Source organism: Streptomyces phyllanthi, assembly GCF_009377205.1.
Classification (GTDB): Bacteria; Actinomycetota; Actinomycetes; order Streptomycetales; family Streptomycetaceae; genus Streptomyces; species Streptomyces phyllanthi.
Genome location: NZ_VJZE01000025.1, coordinates 1 through 16,452 on the forward strand (window position 1 = coordinate 1; position 16,452 = coordinate 16,452).

At 70.0% G+C, this 16,452-nt stretch carries 13 protein-coding genes; 5 read left to right on the plus strand and 8 right to left on the minus strand.

What is annotated here, in order from left to right:
• From FNH04_RS06380 to FNH04_RS06395, 4 genes are all read left to right on the plus strand, one after another.
• The coding region (locus tag FNH04_RS06380) for a citrate/2-methylcitrate synthase (protein WP_322722656.1) at positions 1 to 719 on the plus strand (719 nt) is incomplete at its 5' end.
• 126 nt (positions 720 to 845) lie between these two features.
• Entirely contained in the window at positions 846 to 1,784 is a 939-nt protein-coding gene (locus tag FNH04_RS06385) for a sucrase ferredoxin (RefSeq protein ID WP_322722657.1), read from the plus strand.
• 118 nt (positions 1,785 to 1,902) lie between these two features.
• Complete coding sequence (locus FNH04_RS06390) at positions 1,903 to 3,627, plus strand: sensor histidine kinase (RefSeq protein WP_152781180.1); 1,725 nt, start codon at positions 1,903 to 1,905, stop codon at positions 3,625 to 3,627.
• Positions 3,627 to 4,307, plus strand: coding sequence for a response regulator (locus FNH04_RS06395; protein ID WP_152781182.1), 681 nt, complete (start codon positions 3,627 to 3,629; stop codon positions 4,305 to 4,307). The genes FNH04_RS06390 and FNH04_RS06395 overlap by 1 nt, the downstream gene beginning before the upstream one ends.
• 61 nt (positions 4,308 to 4,368) lie before the next feature.
• Here the strand turns inward: FNH04_RS06395 and FNH04_RS06400 are convergent, their stop codons facing one another.
• From FNH04_RS06400 to FNH04_RS06410, 3 genes are all read right to left on the minus strand, one after another.
• Positions 4,369 to 5,961 (minus strand): solute symporter family protein, encoded by a 1,593-nt coding sequence (locus tag FNH04_RS06400; RefSeq protein ID WP_322722658.1) that lies wholly within the window; start codon positions 5,959 to 5,961, stop codon positions 4,369 to 4,371.
• The gene (locus FNH04_RS06405) at positions 5,958 to 6,527 is read right to left on the minus strand and encodes a DUF485 domain-containing protein (protein WP_152781186.1); all 570 of its coding nucleotides are present in this window, start codon (positions 6,525 to 6,527) and stop codon (positions 5,958 to 5,960) included. Before FNH04_RS06405 ends, FNH04_RS06400 begins: the two co-directional genes overlap by 4 nt.
• 179 nt (positions 6,528 to 6,706) lie before the next feature.
• Complete coding sequence (locus FNH04_RS06410; protein ID WP_322722659.1) at positions 6,707 to 8,830, minus strand: DNA gyrase/topoisomerase IV subunit B; 2,124 nt, start codon at positions 8,828 to 8,830, stop codon at positions 6,707 to 6,709.
• A gap of 453 nt (positions 8,831 to 9,283) precedes the next feature.
• Here FNH04_RS06410 and FNH04_RS06415 point away from each other — a divergent pair, with 453 nt between their 5' ends.
• The gene (locus FNH04_RS06415; protein WP_322722660.1) at positions 9,284 to 9,514 is read left to right on the plus strand and encodes a DUF7455 domain-containing protein; all 231 of its coding nucleotides are present in this window, start codon (positions 9,284 to 9,286) and stop codon (positions 9,512 to 9,514) included.
• Positions 9,515 to 9,704: 190 nt separating this feature from the next.
• Here FNH04_RS06415 and FNH04_RS06420 read toward each other — a convergent pair whose 3' ends face one another.
• The 5 genes from FNH04_RS06420 to FNH04_RS06440 form a co-directional block, all read right to left on the minus strand.
• On the minus strand, positions 9,705 to 10,514 hold the full coding sequence (locus FNH04_RS06420) for a serine protease (protein WP_152781188.1): 810 nt from the start codon (positions 10,512 to 10,514) through the stop codon (positions 9,705 to 9,707).
• 134 nt (positions 10,515 to 10,648) lie between these two features.
• Positions 10,649 to 12,193: an RNA polymerase sigma factor gene (locus FNH04_RS06425; RefSeq protein WP_322722661.1), complete on the minus strand. Its 1,545-nt coding sequence runs from the start codon at positions 12,191 to 12,193 to the stop codon at positions 10,649 to 10,651.
• Between the two features lie 447 nt (positions 12,194 to 12,640).
• Positions 12,641 to 13,528, minus strand: a complete 888-nt coding sequence (locus FNH04_RS06430) for a FadR/GntR family transcriptional regulator (protein WP_322722662.1) — start codon at positions 13,526 to 13,528, stop codon at positions 12,641 to 12,643.
• Between the two features lie 196 nt (positions 13,529 to 13,724).
• Entirely contained in the window at positions 13,725 to 15,614 is a 1,890-nt protein-coding gene (locus FNH04_RS06435; protein WP_322722663.1) for an ATP-binding cassette domain-containing protein, read from the minus strand.
• Positions 15,615 to 15,654: 40 nt separating this feature from the next.
• The gene (locus FNH04_RS06440; protein WP_152781194.1) at positions 15,655 to 16,413 is read right to left on the minus strand and encodes an NUDIX hydrolase; all 759 of its coding nucleotides are present in this window, start codon (positions 16,411 to 16,413) and stop codon (positions 15,655 to 15,657) included.
• Between the last annotated feature and the right edge of the window lie 39 nt (positions 16,414 to 16,452).

The window sequence follows — 16,452 nt, forward strand, 5'->3', positions numbered from 1 at the left end:
CCCGCACCCTCATCCCCACCCTCGTCACCGCCCTCCCTCCGGTTCTGCGCACGCACCGCGACTCGGGTCCGCTGGCCCACCGCCTCTGGGCCAGGCTCACCGGCCGTAGCCCCGACGAGGCGTCCCTGCGCGCGCTCGACACGGCACTCGGACTGCTGGCCGACCACGATCTGGCCGCCTCGACCCTCGCGGTCCGTGTCGCCGCGTCCGCCCGCGCGCACACGTACGCCGCCGTGTCCGCGGGACTCGGCGTCCTCGAAGGCCCCCTGCACGGCGCGGCCAGTGAACTCGCCCACCGGCTGCTCCTCGACGTCCTCGACCGCGGCACCGCGGTTCCCGTGATCGCCGACGAACTGCGCGCGGGACGCCGCGTTCCCGGTCTCGGGCACCGCCTCTATCCCGGGGAGGACCCACGCGCGCGAGCACTGTTCACCCTCCTGGAGGACGTTCCGGGAGCGGCTCCCGCGCTGGCCGCCGCCCGGGACATCGAGGCCACCACCGCCCGCCACGCCCCCCTTCACGCCAACGTCGACCTGGCCCTCGCCGTCCTCACGACCGCCTCGGGTATGCCCGCCTCCGCGGGCGAGACGATCTTCGCCGTCGCACGGACGGCGGGCTGGATCGCACACGCACAGGAGGAGTACGGGGAACGCCCCCTGCGTATGCGTCCGAGCGGACAGTACGTGGGGGTGCGGCCGCCCCAGCCCCTGCCGCGGTGACGGAGCGAGCACGACCGCCCACGGCTGAACCACGTGCCACGCGCCACGCGCGCCCCCCAAGTTTTTGTGCGCCCCATTGGCCCGTCCGGAAGCCCCTGACACTCAAGTCAGGTTAGGCTCACCTCTGTGAGTACGTGCACGACCGCGTCGCGGCACTTCGACGAGCCTCTCGCGGGGACCTCGGCCACCGCGAGGACCTGGCTGCTGCTCGAACAGCCCGGCCCCTGGGGTGCCAGGGCGCTCACATCGAGCCACCTGGACCCGGCCGTCGGCCGCGCCCTCGAGGCGGCAGCGGACGGCACGGGTGTACGTGTCGCGCTCATACGCCGCCCCGGCCGGCACGCGGACTGCCACACGGTCCGCGAGCGCCGTGTGTACGCGGCCCACACCGTTCCGGGGAACATGTGGCTGCACAGCACCACGACCACCGATCCGGAGCAGCTGCTCGACCTCGATTTCACCGCGCTGGCCACGGGTGACCATCACACCTTCGGCTCCGTGCTACGGGGTCGGCCCCACACAGGCGACCCGCTGGCGCTCGTCTGCACCAACGGCAAGCGCGACCGCTGCTGCGCCCTCCTGGGCCGGCCCCTCGCCGCCGAACTGGCCGCCTCCGGAGTGGAGGGCGTCTGGGAGGTCACCCACCTGGGCGGCCACCGCTTCTCCCCCACGCTGCTGGTCCTGCCGACCGGATACGCGTACGGCCGCGCCGAGGCCCACCACGTCAAGGAGGTCCTCCAAGGCGTACGGGAAGGACGGATCGTCACCGAGGGGTGCCGCGGAAGCTCCGCCTGGGAGCGGCCCGGGCAGGCGGCCGAGCTGGCCGTGCGCGCGGAGACGGGCGAGGACAGGGCGGGCGCTCTCACCGTCGTCGCCACGGAGGGCACAGCCCCGCAGTGGGAGGTGACGGTCGCGCACACCGACGGCCGCCTCTGGCATGTGACCGTCGCCCAGGGTGCCTCGCTGCCGCCCCGGCCCGAGAGCTGCGGCTCTCCTCTGGGCTCCCCCGCCCGGATGGACGTGGTGGCCGTACGGGCCCTCGCGGCCACGGCTCCGGCGCTCTGACCAGGGGCGCCGGCCCACGAGCTGCCGCAGACGCGTACGAGACGCGGGTCTGCCCGCTCGAAGAGATCCACGCCACACCCCTTCGGCCCGGCTCGCCCGCCCACGTACCGTCGTGGGTATGAGCCCCACTCCCCCCGCACGTCGTCTGCGCCTGGGTCTGCCGCGACGGGTGTTCTCGCAGGTGCTGCTGATGCAGGTGGCGATCGCCGCCGGAGTCGCCGTGCTCGTGACCGGGCTGTTCCTCGCACCGCTCAGCGACCAGCTGGACGACCAGGCGATGCGCCGCGCCCTCGCGATCGCGCAGACGACGGCGGTCCAGCCGCAGCTCGCCAAGGATCTGGTGTCGACCAGGCCGTCCGTGGACGGCCCCGTCCAGACGGAGGCCGAGCGCATCCGCAAGGCCAGTGGGGCCGAGTACGTCGTCGTCATGAACATGAACGGCGTCCGCTGGTCGCACACGGACCCGAAACAGATCGGCGGCGTCGTCTCGACCGACCCGCGCCAGGCCCTCGCCGGACATGAGGTCATGCAGATAGACGAAGGGACGCTGGGCCGTTCGGCACGCGGCAAGGTACCGCTGCGCGACGCGGACGGGAAGATCGTCGGTGCGGTCTCGGTCGGGATCGAGTACGACAGCGTGCGCGCCCGGCTGATCCACGCGATCCCCGGGCTCTTCGCCTACGCAGGCGCGGCCCTCGCCATCGGGGCGCTGGCCGCGTACCTGATCTCCCGGAGAGTGCAGCGGCAGACGCGCGACCTGGCCTTCTCGGACATCTCGGCGCTGCTCGCGGAGCGCGAGGCGATGCTGCACGGCATCCGGGAGGGCGTGGTCGCCCTGGACCGCGGCGGCCGCGTCCGGCTGCTGAACGACGAGGCGCAACGGCTGCTGGGCATCGGCGAGGAAGCCGTCGGCCGTTCCCTCGACGAGGCGCTCGGCGAGGGCCGTACGACGGATGTCCTGGCCGGTCGTGTCACGGGCACCGACCTGCTCACCGTCCAGGGCCAGCGCGTCCTGGTGGCCAACCGCATGCCCACCGACGACGGGGGCGCCGTAGCCACCCTGCGCGACCGTACGGAGCTGGAACAGCTCGGCCGCGAACTCGACTCCACACGCGGCCTGATCGACGCCCTGCGCGCGCAGGACCACGAGCACGCCAACCGTATGCACACCCTGCTGGGCCTGCTCGAACTGGAGATGTACGAGGACGCAGTGGAGTTCGTCGGCGAGGTGGTCGGCGACCACAGGGCGACCTCCGAGCAGGTCACGGAGAAGATCCACGATCCGCTGCTGACGGCGCTGCTCGTCGGCAAGGCCACCGTGGCGGCCGAGCGTGGCGTGGCCCTGTCTCTTTCGAACCGGACCTTCCTGCCGGACCAGCTGATCGACCCCAGAGGTCTGGTCACCATCGTCGGCAACCTCGTCGACAACGCCCTCGATGCCGTCGCCGGTACGCCACACGCGCGCGTGGAGGTCGAACTGCGTGCCGAAGCGCGCACGGCGGTCCTCAGGGTGCGTGACACCGGCCCCGGAGTCCCTGTGGAGCAGCGGGAACTGGTGTTCGCGGACGGATGGTCCACGAAGAAGCCGCCCGCACACGGCAAGCGCGGTATCGGGCTCTCCCTGGTGCGCCGGCTCGCCGAACGGCAGGGAGGCAGCGCCCGCGTCGGGGAGGCGGACGGCGGCGGCGCGGAGTTCACCGTCATACTCCCCGAGGCACTGGCGGAACCGGAGCTGAGGGATCCTGTCCCGGCGGGCACGGCGCCCAGCCCGGCAGGAGCGCCAAGTCCGGAGCCCGCACAGGAGCTTCGGACCGCCACCGCAGCCACCAAGGAGGAGTCCTGATGATCGAGGTCCTGGTCGTGGACGACGACCCCAGGGTCGCGAAGGTCAACGCCGCCTATGTGGCGAAGGTGGCCGGCTTCCATGTCGCGGGCGCGGCACACAGCGCGGCGGAGGCGCTGCAGCAGATGGAGACGCTGCCCCGCCTCGACCTCGTTCTGATGGACCATTACCTGCCCGACCGGACGGGGCTCGCGGTCGTCCAGGAGATGCGGCGCCGCGGTCTCCAGGCCGACGTGATCATGGTGACGGCGGCCCGCGACGTCTCGACCGTCCAGGCGGCGATGCGTCAGGGGGCGCTGCAGTACCTGGTCAAGCCGTTCGCGTTCGCGGGCCTGCGCGCCAAGCTGGAGGCGTACGCGGATCTGCGCCGCACCCTCGACGGCGGCGGCGAGGCCGAACAGGCCGAGGTGGACCGGATCTTCGGCGCCCTCTCGGCGGGCGGAGAGCCCGACCTTCCCAAGGGCCACTCGGCCACGACGACGGAGCTCGTACGCCGCGCCCTGATGTCCGCCGACGGCCCGCTGTCGGCCCAGGAGATCGCCGAACAGACCGGTCTCAGCCGCCAGACGGCCCAGCGCTACCTGAAGCTCCTGGAGCGGACGGGACGGGCCACGCTGACCCTCAAGTACGGAGACGCGGGCCGGCCGGAGCACCGCTACGTGTGGGCGACACGCCCCTGAGGGCAGGGTCCCCCCGTACGTCGTGGGGAGCGCGCCCTGTCGGGCAAGGGCTCTGCCGGCCTCAGACCGCCCCGGCGCCCGTGAGCGATCGCACCTCGGTCTCCGCATGCTTCGCCCGGTCCGCCCGCTCCGCCGAGGTGACCGTGCCCAGCCAGCCCGCGAGGAAACCGAGCGGGATGGAGACGAGGCCCGGGTTCTCCAGGGGGAAGTACTGGAAGTCGGTACCGGGGAACAGCGATCCGGGGCTCCCCGAGACCACCGGCGAGAACAGCACGAGCACCACCGCGGGCAGCAGCCCCCCGTACACGGCCCACACCGCACCACGCGTGGTGAAACGCCGCCAGAACAGCGAGTAGAGCAGCACCGGCAGGTTGGCGGAGGCGGCGACCGCGAAGGCCAGGCCCACCAGGAACGCCACGTTGAGGTCACGGGCGAGCAGGCCGATCGCGATCGCGACCACGCCGACCCCGACCGCGGCGACCCGCGCGACGGTCACCTCCCTCCACTGCTTTCCACGGGGGCGGCGCAGCGACGCGTACAGATCGTGCGCCACGGATGCCGACGACGCGAGCGTGATCCCGGCGACGACCGCGAGGATCGTGGCGAAGGCGATGGCGGCGACGAGCGCGAACAAGACCGTTCCGCCGGTGGAGTCCGCGCCTCCGCCCAGGTCGAGCGCGAGCAGCGGAACCGCCGTGTTCCCGGCCGCGTTCGAAGCACGTACGGCCTCAGGCCCGACGATCGCGGCCGCGCCGAAGCCCAGCACGATCGTCATCAGGTAGAAGCCGCCGATGAGCCCGATCGACCACACCACCGAGCGACGCGCGGCTCTGGCGGTCGGCACCGTGTAGAACCGCGACAGGATGTGCGGCAGCCCAGCCGTACCCAACACCAGCGCGAGCCCCAGGCTGATGAAGTCGAAGCGCGCGGTCCAGTCACCGCCGTACCGCAACCCGGGTGCCAGGAACGCGTTCCCGTGCCCACTGCGCTGCGCCGCCGTGCGCAGCATCTGGTCGAAGTCCCCCTGGAAGCGCACCAGAACGAGCACGGTCAGCGCGAGCGCCCCGCCCATCAGCAGGATCGCCTTGACGATCTGGATCCATGTGGTGGCCCGCATCCCTCCGAACGACACATAGATGACCATGAGCGCGCCGACGCCGATGATCGTCCAGGTCCTGGCCGACTCGCTCGTACCACCCAGCAGCAGCGAGACCAGGGCCCCCGCTCCCACCATCTGCGCCACCAGGTACAGAACGGACACGGTCACCGAGGACGTTCCCGCCGCGGTCCGCACCGGCCGCTCGCTCATCCGTGCGGCGACCACGTCGGCGAGTGTGAACCGCCCGCAGTTGCGTACCAGTTCAGCGACCAGGTACAGCACCACGAGCCACGCGACCAGGAAGCCCACCGAGTACAGCAGCCCGTCGTATCCGTGGAGCGCGATGAGTCCGGAGATCCCGAGGAACGATGCCGCCGACATGTAGTCGCCCGCGATGGCAAAACCATTCTCCATCGGCGAGAACAACCGCCCGCCGGCATAGAACTCCTCCGCCGAGCCATGCCGGTTGCGGCTCACCCAGGTCGTGATTCCCAGGGTGACCGCGACGAACGCGCTGAACAGCAGCAGCGCGAGTGTCTGGTGGTCGCCGGTCACCGGTGTCCTCCTCCGACGACCCGCGTCAGTTCCTGGGTGTCCCAGCGCAGTTCGAGCGCGGCCCGGTCCCGGCGCACCCTCGCGTGCCGCGCGTACGCCCAGGTGAACAGGAACGTGGTCAGGAACTGCCCGAGCCCCGCAAGCATCGCCACGTTCACGGCACCCGCCACCGAGCGCGCCATCAGGCCGGGCGCGGTCGTGGCCATCACCACGTATCCGACGTACCAGGTGAAGAAGACGGCGACTCCCGGGACCACGAACCGCCGGTACCTGCTGCGCACCTCCTGGAAGGCCGCGCTCCGCTGCACCTCCAGATAGATGTCGGCCGCGCCCCCGGCCCGGTCCCCGACCCCCCGGTCGGCCGACGGCCCGACGGACGCAGGTGCGCCCGTGCCGTCCAACTCGCCCCAGCCGGAGTTCAGTGCGTCGTACCAGGGGTCGTCGAAGCGTGCTTCCCCGGCCACGCCGGTGCCGGCGGGGGCCGGGGCACGCCCTTCACGGCTCTCGACCGTTCTCTCGGGACCACCTCCGCGGCGCAGACGGAGACGGCCATTACTTGACGTCATGCCCAAGGATGGACAGAACGGGAAGATCTCTGACTCTTCTTCCCTTTGCGCTTCACCCCATCAGGTGACTGACGCCGAGGACGGTTGCACAAGCCCCCTCGAGTGGGCATAAGGGGCCGCCTGTGCACGGTCCTTGACGCCTGCCCTGGCGAAGAGGCTGTCGATGTGCGCCTCCTCGGTTACGCGTCGATCCGCGACCGGTCCAGCGTCGCCGCCGAGCTGGAGATGAACTCCTTGCGGGGAGCGACGTCGTTGCCCATCAGGAGGTCGAAAACCTGCTCGGCGGCCTCCAGGTCGGAGAGGTTGATCCGGCGCAGGGTGCGGTGGCGGGGGTCCATCGTGGTCTCGGCCAGCTGGTCGGCGTCCATCTCGCCGAGGCCCTTGTAGCGCTGGATCGAGTCCTTGTAGCGGACGCCCTTGCTCTGGAAATCCATGAGCCTGTCCCGCAGTTCGCGGTCCGAGTACGTGTACACATACTTGTCCTGGCCCCTCTTGGGCTGGACGAGCTCGATACGGTGCAGCGGCGGCACCGCGGCGAACACACGGCCCGCCTCGACCATGGGGCGCATGTAGCGCTGGAACAGCGTCAGGAGCAGGCAGCGAATGTGGGAGCCGTCCACATCGGCGTCGGTCATCATGATGATCTTGCCGTAGCGGGCGGCGTCGATGTCGAAGGTCCGGCCGGATCCGGCCCCTATGACCTGGATGATCGCGCCGCACTCGGCGTTTTTGAGCATGTCCGTCACGGACGACTTCTGGACGTTGAGGATCTTGCCCCGGATCGGCAGCAGGGCCTGGAACTCGGAGTTCCGGGCGAGCTTGGCGGTGCCCAGCGCGGAGTCGCCCTCGACGATGAACAGTTCGCTGCGCTCCACGTCGTCGCTGCGGCAGTCGGCGAGCTTGGCGGGCAGCGAGGAGGACTCCAGTGCGGTCTTCCTGCGCTGGGCGTCCTTGTGCTGGCGGGCCGCGATACGCGTACGGGCGGCGGCGACGGCCTTCTCCAGGACGACGCGGGCCTGTGCGGCGGCGTCACGCTTGGTGGAGGTCAGGAACGCCTTGAGTTCCTTCGTCACCACGTTCGTCACGATGCGGCGGGCCGCCGAGGTGCCGAGGACCTCCTTGGTCTGGCCCTCGAACTGCGGCTCGGCGAGACGCACGGTGACGACGGCCGTCAGGCCCTCCAGGGCATCGTCCTTGACGACGTCGTCCTCGGCGACGCGCAGCAGCTTCTTGGCGCGCAGCACCTCGTTGACCGTCCTGGCGACGGCCTGCTCGAAGCCCGCGACGTGGGTGCCCCCCTTCGGGGTGGCGATGATGTTCACGAACGACTTGAGGGTCGTGTCGTAGCCCGTGCCCCAGCGCAGCGCGACGTCCACGCCGAGTTCGCGTACGACCTCGGTGGGGGTCATGTGCCCGCGGTCGTCCAGGACCGGGACGGTCTCCTTGAAGGTGCCCTGCCCCGTGAAGCGGAGGACGTCGCAGACCGGCCTGTCCGTGGCCAGGTACTCGCAGAACTCGCTGATCCCGCCGTCGAAGCGGAAGGACTCCTCGCCCTTGCTGCCGTCCGGACCCAGGCCGTACTCGTCGCGGACGACGATGGTCAGTCCGGGCACGAGGAACGCGGTCTGCCGGGCGCGCTGGTGCAGCGTGTCCAGGGAGAGCTTGGCGTCCTTGAGGAAGATCTGGCGGTCGGCCCAGTAACGCACGCGCGTGCCGGTGCGGGTCTTGGGGATCCTCTTGACCTTGCGCGGGCCGCTCTGCGCCTCGAACTTCGCGTCCGGTCCCGTGGCCGCGAAGGCGCCGGGCACGCCGCGCCGGAAGCTGATGGCGTGCGTGTTGCCGCCACGGTCCACCTCGACGTCCAGACGGGACGAGAGCGCGTTCACCACGGAGGCGCCCACGCCGTGCAGACCGCCGGAGGCCGCGTACGAGCCGCCGCCGAACTTGCCGCCGGCGTGCAGCTTGGTCATGACGACCTCGATGCCGGAGAGACCCGTCTTGGGCTCGACGTCCACGGGAATGCCGCGGCCGTTGTCCCGCACTTCCACGGAGGCGTCGTCGTGGAGGATCACTTCGATGTGGTCGCAGTAGCCCCCGAGGGCCTCGTCCACGGAGTTGTCGATGATCTCCCACAGGCAGTGCATCAGACCGCGGCTGTCGGTCGATCCGATGTACATGCCGGGGCGCTTGCGTACGGCCTCGAGCCCCTCGAGGACGAGCAGGTGCCGCGCGGTGTAGTTGGAACCGTCCCGGTCTGCTCCTGTCAGCAGCGCTGTGGACGGCACGGACGTGTCGGCGGTCACGCGGTTCGCTCCTCGCTGAATTTCAGATGGGGTCCTTTGGGGTAAGGACGCGGCTTCGGTTGCCGCTCCGAGGGTACCGAGGCCTGGTAGAGCCGATGTAACGCCACCCTCGTCTGAGCTCAGAGTAGTCCAGGCTCGTACGAGCGTTCGATCCCTCGATGGAGTGAAGTACATATCACGTTCCCTTCGAGGCATGAACCATTTAGGCTCCGGGCACGTCCTCATGAACAACCGGCAACCCAGCCGGGAGGACGAGACAACCGAAGACAACCGATTAGACAGCGCGAAACCGTACGACACGAAGACACGCACTACGGCTCATTCGCCGCCAACCGGCAGCAGACAGCTGGCCTGGAAAGATTTTTTCGAGGAAAAGCCGCGAGCGGGAACGTTTTCGGCCTGGTTGGATGTTGACCCTGGTACGACAGCTCGTCGAGCTAGAGAAGAGGCGACGTGACTACTGTTCTGACCCCCGCGAGCCCGCTGACGGCCGCTGACCGATGCGACCGTTGCGGCGCCCAGGCATACCTGCGCGTCGTTCTGCTGAGCGGTGGCGAACTACTCTTCTGCGCTCACCACGGTCGCAAGTTCGAGCCGGAGCTCAAGAAGATCGCCGCTGAGATACAGGACGAGACGGAGCGACTGACGTCCGTTCCGGCGAACGCCGGCGACGAGGAACGCTGACACCTCGCATCACGACGAGCCAGCGCCGGCGCCGAGGCCGGTGAATCGGGCGGTCGCCCCCTCACACAGGGGGTGGCCGCCCGTACTCGTACGGCGAGCACCGTACGTGTGCGGAGCCACACACAAAGGCTCCGTCGGTTCGTGTGCCGAACGGTTCCCGTCTCGGGCGGCGCGCTCGGCCTCAGCGCCTTCAGCTCACTGTTCGGACAATGTAGGAGACCCGCGTATAGACGCCGGGGCTCCCCGCCAGACCGCAGCCGGTCCCCCACGACACCAGACCGATCACCTTCCCCTGGGCGACCAGTGGCCCCCCGCTGTCCCCCTGGCAGGCGTCACGGCCCCCCGCGCGCTCTCCGGCACACACCATGGAGGCGGACTTGTACGTGCCGTCCGTGTTCCCCGGATACGCCTCCTCGCAGACGGCGTCGGCCATCACCGTCACGCGCGCGGCGTGCAGACTCCGGGCGTAGTCCCCCGCGCCCGTGATGTCACCCCAGCCGTAGACCACGGCTTCCGTGCCCGGCTGGTACGCCGGGTCCCCCGCCGCCGCCATCGGGATGACCGAGCTCTCGGGGAGCGAGGAGGCGAGGGTGAGGACAGCGAAGTCCCCGGCGTTCGTGTAGCTGTCATAGTCCGGATTGACCCACACAGAACGCACCGGGATCTCCTGGCCCGCGGTGGAGAGAAGATCACCGCGTCCCGCGATCACCTTCAGGTCGCGAATCCGCTCCGGCGGCGCTCCCAGCACCGCTTCGCTCAGACAGTGGGCCGCGGTCAGCACGGTGGAGCGGCCGACCACGACCCCACCGCAGAACTGGCCCGCCCGGGTACCCCCGAACAGGTCACGGCTGGACAGCGCCACCGTCCACGGACTCTTGGAAATCTCGGCCGGATAGCCGCCGATGACGACATCGGCGGCCGCCGGGGTGGCGGACGACACAAGCGGTATCGCGGCCGCCGCGGCAGCGAGGGCCAGTACTCGGACAAAGGGCCGGCGCATGCGAACTCCTCACTCTGGGATGTTGACAGCACACCCAGAGTGATCCACAGGGCGGACGCTCGCATGCCGCGCGGACGCCCGAAGGCCCGGTCCCCTCAATGGAGACCGGGCCTTCACGACCGTACGAACGACGACTAGTCGAGGTAGTCGCGCAGCACCTGCGAGCGCGACGGGTGACGCAGCTTCGACATCGTCTTGGACTCGATCTGGCGGATGCGCTCGCGCGTCACGCCGTACACCTTGCCGATCTCGTCGAGGGTCTTCGGCTGGCCGTCGGTGAGACCGAAGCGCATGGAGACGACGCCCGCTTCACGCTCGGACAGGGTGTCGAGAACGGAGTGCAGCTGCTCCTGCAGGAGCGTGAAGCTGACGGCGTCGGCCGGGACGACGGCCTCGGAGTCCTCGATCAGGTCGCCGAACTCGCTGTCGCCGTCCTCTCCCAGCGGGGTGTGCAGGGAGATGGGCTCGCGCCCGTACTTCTGGACCTCGATGACCTTCTCCGGGGTCATGTCGAGCTCCTTGGCCAGCTCCTCCGGGGTGGGCTCGCGGCCCAGGTCCTGGAGCATCTGGCGCTGCACACGGGCGAGCTTGTTGATGACCTCGACCATGTGCACCGGGATGCGGATGGTGCGGGCCTGGTCGGCCATGGCGCGGGTGATCGCCTGACGGATCCACCACGTGGCGTACGTCGAGAACTTGTAGCCCTTGGTGTAGTCGAACTTCTCGACCGCGCGGATCAGACCGAGGTTGCCCTCCTGGATGAGGTCCAGGAAGAGCATGCCGCGGCCGGTGTAGCGCTTGGCCAGGGAGACCACCAGGCGGAGGTTGGCCTCCAGGAGGTGGTTCTTGGCGCGGCGGCCGTCCTCGGCGATGATCTCCAGCTCGCGCTTGAGCTTGGGGGCGAGCTTGTCGGCGTTGGCCAGCTTGTCCTCGGCGAACAGGCCCGCCTCGATGCGCTTGGCGAGCTCGACCTCCTGCTCGGCGTTGAGCAGCGGGACCTTGCCGATCTGCTTGAGGTAGTCCTTGACCGGGTCGGCGGTGGCGCCTGCCGCGGCGACCTGCTGCGCGGGCGCGTCGTCCTCGTCCTCGTCGGAGAGCACGAAACCGGCGCTCTCGGTGCCCTCGGGCTCCTCGCCGCCCTTGCCGGGCGCCGGGGTCTCCTCGAGTGCCTCGTCGTCGATGAGCTCGGCGTCGTCCTTCTTGGCGGTGGTCTTCTTGGCCACCGTCTTCTTGACGGCGGTCTTCTTGGCGACAGCCTTCTTGGCGGCGGTCGTCTTCTTGGCGGCGGCCTTCTTCGCGGGCGCGTCACTCTCGGTGGGATCGTCGGCCGCAGGCACCGCCGGAGCAGCGGGGGCAGTGGCCTTCTTGGCGGTCACCGTCTTCGCCGCCACGGCCTTGGTGGCGGTGCGCTTGGCCGGACTCTTCGCTGCGACGCTCTTTCGGGTGCGCTTGGGCTCTGCGGCACTGACCATCAGCGTCACACCCTCTTCCTCAAGGATCTGGTTGAGGCTGCGCAGTACGTTCTTCCACTGAGTGGCCGGAATCTGGTCAGCTTCGAAGGCTCGACGCACGTCGTCGCCGGCGATCTGCCCCTCAGCCTTTCCCCGCTCAATGAGCGCCATGACAGAGACGGACTCGGCGATCTCCGGCGGGAGCGTACGGGATGTGCTGGCCGACACGAACAACCTCTCGGAACGTTGGAAAACGGCTTCCGGCCCCGTCCACAGTGGACAGGAACCGACGACCGCCGACTTGGGGATGGCCGACGGCGCGGGCGGGGGCCGGGAAGATGCACAGCGCCACGAACGGCGTCCGTATTCCCTCTCGGCTGTCACCTCTTAAGTCATCGCGCTGCCTCGAGGAGCGTTACGCCCAATCTGCGTGGCCCGAGTCACACCCCGTAAGCATGTAAATGCTTCCAGATATGGTCAAAGTTGGTCACCAGTGGCCGCGACCGGCATCGACCCGGTGACTTTCCAGTCCCCGCGCCGTCCGACCCCGCCGATTCACGCCGTCCGCCCCGCCGATTTCCGGGGAAGCCGGCACCGCCCGGTAGACGTGTTCGCCCGCCGGGTGGTGCCGGGGACCGGGCACGGTTTCGTGACCATGGCCGCCCGCTGCGGCCGTCAGTGCTCGCGGGGCGCGGGCACCACGCGCTCCACCTCGGGGTGGACGGTGAGCAATTGACGCATGGCCGCCTCCGCCGCCGCGCCGTCTCCCGCGGCGAGGGCCTCGACGATCCGGGCGTGGTGCGTCAGCGATGCGTCGTGGGGGCGGTCACAGCCGGTGACCGGGCCTCCGGAGACCTGGAGGGCGGCGGAGACGATGCCGGAGAGGTGCTCCAGCATGCGGTTGCCCGCGACCTGGATGAGCATCGAGTGGAATTCGGCGTCCGCGCGCGAGAAGGTCAGCGAGTCGCCCTGCCCCATGGCGTGGCCCATGATCTCGACCATGTCGCCGAGCCGCTGCTGGACGTCCTCGCGTCCGTGCCCGGCGGCCAGGCGGGCGGCGAGCGGCTCGATCGTCCAGCGCAGCTCGCTCAGCTCGCGCCGCTGGTCGTCGCGGTGCGGCCCGAAGGCCCGCCACTCGATGATGTCCGGGTCGAGCAGGTTCCAGTCGCTGACCGGACGCACCCGCGTGCCGACGTTGGGACGGGCGCTGACCAGTCCCTTCGCCTCCAGTACACGGAGCGACTCACGGACGACTGTGCGGGAGACCTCGAACCGCTGGCCGATCTCCTCGGGTACGAGCGGGCGGTCCGCGCCGAGGTCACCGGAGACGATCATCTGTCCCAGTTGCTGGACGAGTTGGCCGTGCAGGCCGCGTCCGCGGCTGCCCGCGGCGCGTCGGCCCACACGGCCGAGTTCGGGATCGGCACCCTCCCATGCCGGGGGGCCGACGCGATCGATCCCGGGGGCCTCGGAGTAGGAGTAGCGGTCGCGTTCGCCCGGGCCGGCCAGGCCGGAGTCTGCGGAGCGGGCGGCGGTCATCATGGTGTGCGCAAGGGTAGTCACGCATCCTTTGTCGGCGCCGTCCCCAACTCCCTTGAGGTCTTTGGTGAAAAGCACACGAAAGGGTGATCGCTCACCCCGTCGCAATTGACGCCTTATCGGAAAGAAATGGGCGTTCTCCGAGGAGTTGTGCGCATGACGGGAGCGGAAGAATGCGGACGGTAGTCAGCAGACGATCGCCCAAGGCCCTCTGCTTCCGTCATCGGACCCTGCTGCGCAGGCTCGTGAGCAGGTACGCGCAGAGCAGACAGGTAAGCGACAACAGCAGTGCTCCACCCACGGGTTCGGCGATGATCCGTCCCACGGCAGCGGCATGGCGTCCTCCGCCGAACGGCCACTGCAGCAGGGGAATGTCGTGCAGCCGTGCCGAGAACCCCGCCGCGGTCCGCACCGTCCCTCCTTCCCAGGCCTTGTGCACGAGCGGGACGACGAGGACCGGAACGGCGAGCACGGCGGCGAGTCCCCCGGTCGTGGACCGGAACAGTCCGGCGGCCAGCACTCCCGCCCATGAGCACCCCACGACGAGGCCGATCCAACTCGCGCTCAGGGAGAGCCAGTCGGCGGGAACCTCGGTGAGTTCCTCTCCGTAGAGGAGGTAGAGCACTTCGAGGTCGCAGCCCACCGTGAGGAAGGCCAGCATCAGCGCGGTTGCCGCGGCGACGAGGAGTTTCGCGGCGAGTAGCCCCAAGCGGCGGGGGACGGTGCCGCGATCCACGGCCAGAGCGGGGTGGCGGAACTCGTCACCGAAGGCCATCGCGCCGAGGAAGCCGGCGCCCAGCGCGGCGGGCGGCAGTGGCAGTTCATATGGCCACGCCGCCAGCAGTCGCGCCTGCGGGGTGTGACCGATACGCGCGAGGAGTACGGAGAGAAGGACGGAGGTCACCAGTACGGCCGCTGCGGTGGCGTAACCGGTACCGACCCCGACGGCGCGGCGCAGTTCGTACCGGAGCGGACGCAGAGGACTCGGGGCCGGGCGGACGCTGATGGGAGGCGGAAGCGCCGGGAGGCCCGCCTGCTGCGACGGTCCCGCCTGGGGAGGTGGCGCGTCCGTCCCCTCTGCGTCATCGGTGTCCGGGGCACCGTCGGCGCTCGGGACCTCATCGCCCGCGGCGGTCGAACCAGCGCCATCGGCAGCCGGTGCGCAAGCGCCTTCGTCGGCATGTGGGCGAGAGCCGTCGGCGGCGGGTCCGCCGGCATTGTCCGCTGTCGGCGTCGGCCCCATGTCCCCGGTCTCGTCGGCGAGTTGGTGTACGAGGATGCCGTGCCGGAAGGCGGTCTCCCCGATGTCGGCACAGGTACTGCCGTACACGGAGAGCCGGTTGCCGCCCTCACGCACGATCTCGACGGAACGCCTAGCGGTCCGGGCTTCCTTGGTGAGCAGCGCGCCGAGACGGACGGCGTGCGGGCTGCGGACGACGACACGGGGGCGGAGCCGCGTGCGGGCGAAGTCGGCCACCTCCTGGTCGGCGACGAGCCTTCCCCGCTCCAACGTGACGACCTGGTCGGCGGTCTGCGCCGCCTCCTTGGGGTCGTGGGTGGTGAACAGCACGGTGCCGCCCTGGACGGCATGGGCGCGCAGGACCCCGTGCAGCCAACGGCTTTCACGGACGGACAGTCCGTCGGCGGGGTCGTCGAGCACGAGTGTGTGCGGATCGGCCAGCAGCGCACAGGCCAGCCCGAGTCGGCGGTCCATGCCGCGCGAGAGCGTGCCCAGGCGTTCGTCCTGCAGACTGACGAGCTCCACGGCTTCGAGGACCTCGTCGGCACGCCGTACGGGCACACCGGTGGCGGCACAGAGCATGCGGAGATGGCCGCGGACCGTACGGGCCGGGTGGCCGGGGACATCGCCCAGGACGACTCCCACCTCGCGCGACGGATGGGGGATGCGGTGCAGGGGGCGACCTCTGAAGTAGGCGATTCCACGGCCCCGTTGAAGTGCGAGCATCAGTCGCAGCGTCGTCGTCTTGCCCGCACCCGGCGCACCGAGGAGCACGGTGACACGACCGGAAAGGGCCTCGAAGGAGACGTTGTCGACGGCGGGTGGAAGCACCTTGCGGGGGTTGCTGGTCAGTCCGTTGGCCTGGATCACCCACAGCAAGATAGCGCGATATGTCCCGATTTATGCGGTGTCAGACCTCGGGGCGCAGCATCGGCGGGTTGAGTAGCGTGGCACCGCCCGCGCGGAAGAGCTGGGCGGGGCGGCCGCCCTGGCGTGTGGTCGTACCCCCGGTGGGCACGAGAAAGCCCGGGGTGCCTGTGACCTTGCGGTGGAAGTTGCGCGGGTCGAGGGCCACGCCCCACACGGCCTCGTAAACGCGGCGCAGCTCGCCGACGGTGAACTCCGGCGGGCAGAAAGCGGTGGCCAGCGACGAGTATTCGATCTTGGAGCGGGCCCGTTCGACACCGTCCGCCAGGATCTGCGCATGGTCGAAGGCGAGCGGCGCCACCGGTTCGCCGTCGCGGCCGTAGCCGCCCTGCTGCAACAGCTCCTCCACGGGCGCCCATCGTGCGCTGTTGGCGTCGCCGCCCGCCCTGGGTGCGGGCAGGTCGGGAGCGAGCGCGAGGTGGGCGACGCTGACGACCCGCATCCTCGGGTCACGCTTGGGGTCACCGTAGGTCGCGAGCTGCTCCAGGTGTGCGCCGTTGTCCTGGGCCGGGGCGGACGGGTCGTGGGCCCGCAGCCCGGTCTCCTCGGCCAGCTCGCGCGCGGCGGCCTGAGCCAGATCCTCGTCGGCCCGAACGAAGCCGCCGGGAAGCGCCCACCGCCCCTGGAACGGCTGCTCACCTCGCCGTACCGCCAGCGCACAGAGGGCGTGGCGGCGCACGGTCAGCACGACCAGGTCCACGGTGACGGCGAAGGGCGGGAAGGCTGACGGGTCGTAGGGCATGTCGTGATCATAGTCGTCTTCCTGACGATAAACACGTCC

What these genes read in the sequence shown, in the direction of transcription:
- FNH04_RS06390 (WP_152781180.1), top strand. Translation starts at nt 1,903, where the DNA reads ATGAGCCCCACTCCCCCCGCACGTCGTCTGCGCCTGGGTCTGCCGCGA.
- FNH04_RS06395 (WP_152781182.1), top strand. Translation starts at nt 3,627, where the DNA reads ATGATCGAGGTCCTGGTCGTGGACGACGACCCCAGGGTCGCGAAGGTC.
- FNH04_RS06405 (WP_152781186.1), bottom strand. Translation starts at nt 6,527, where the DNA reads ATGACGTCAAGTAATGGCCGTCTCCGTCTGCGCCGCGGAGGTGGTCCC.
- FNH04_RS06420 (WP_152781188.1), bottom strand. Translation starts at nt 10,514, where the DNA reads ATGCGCCGGCCCTTTGTCCGAGTACTGGCCCTCGCTGCCGCGGCGGCC.
- FNH04_RS06440 (WP_152781194.1), bottom strand. Translation starts at nt 16,413, where the DNA reads ATGCCCTACGACCCGTCAGCCTTCCCGCCCTTCGCCGTCACCGTGGAC.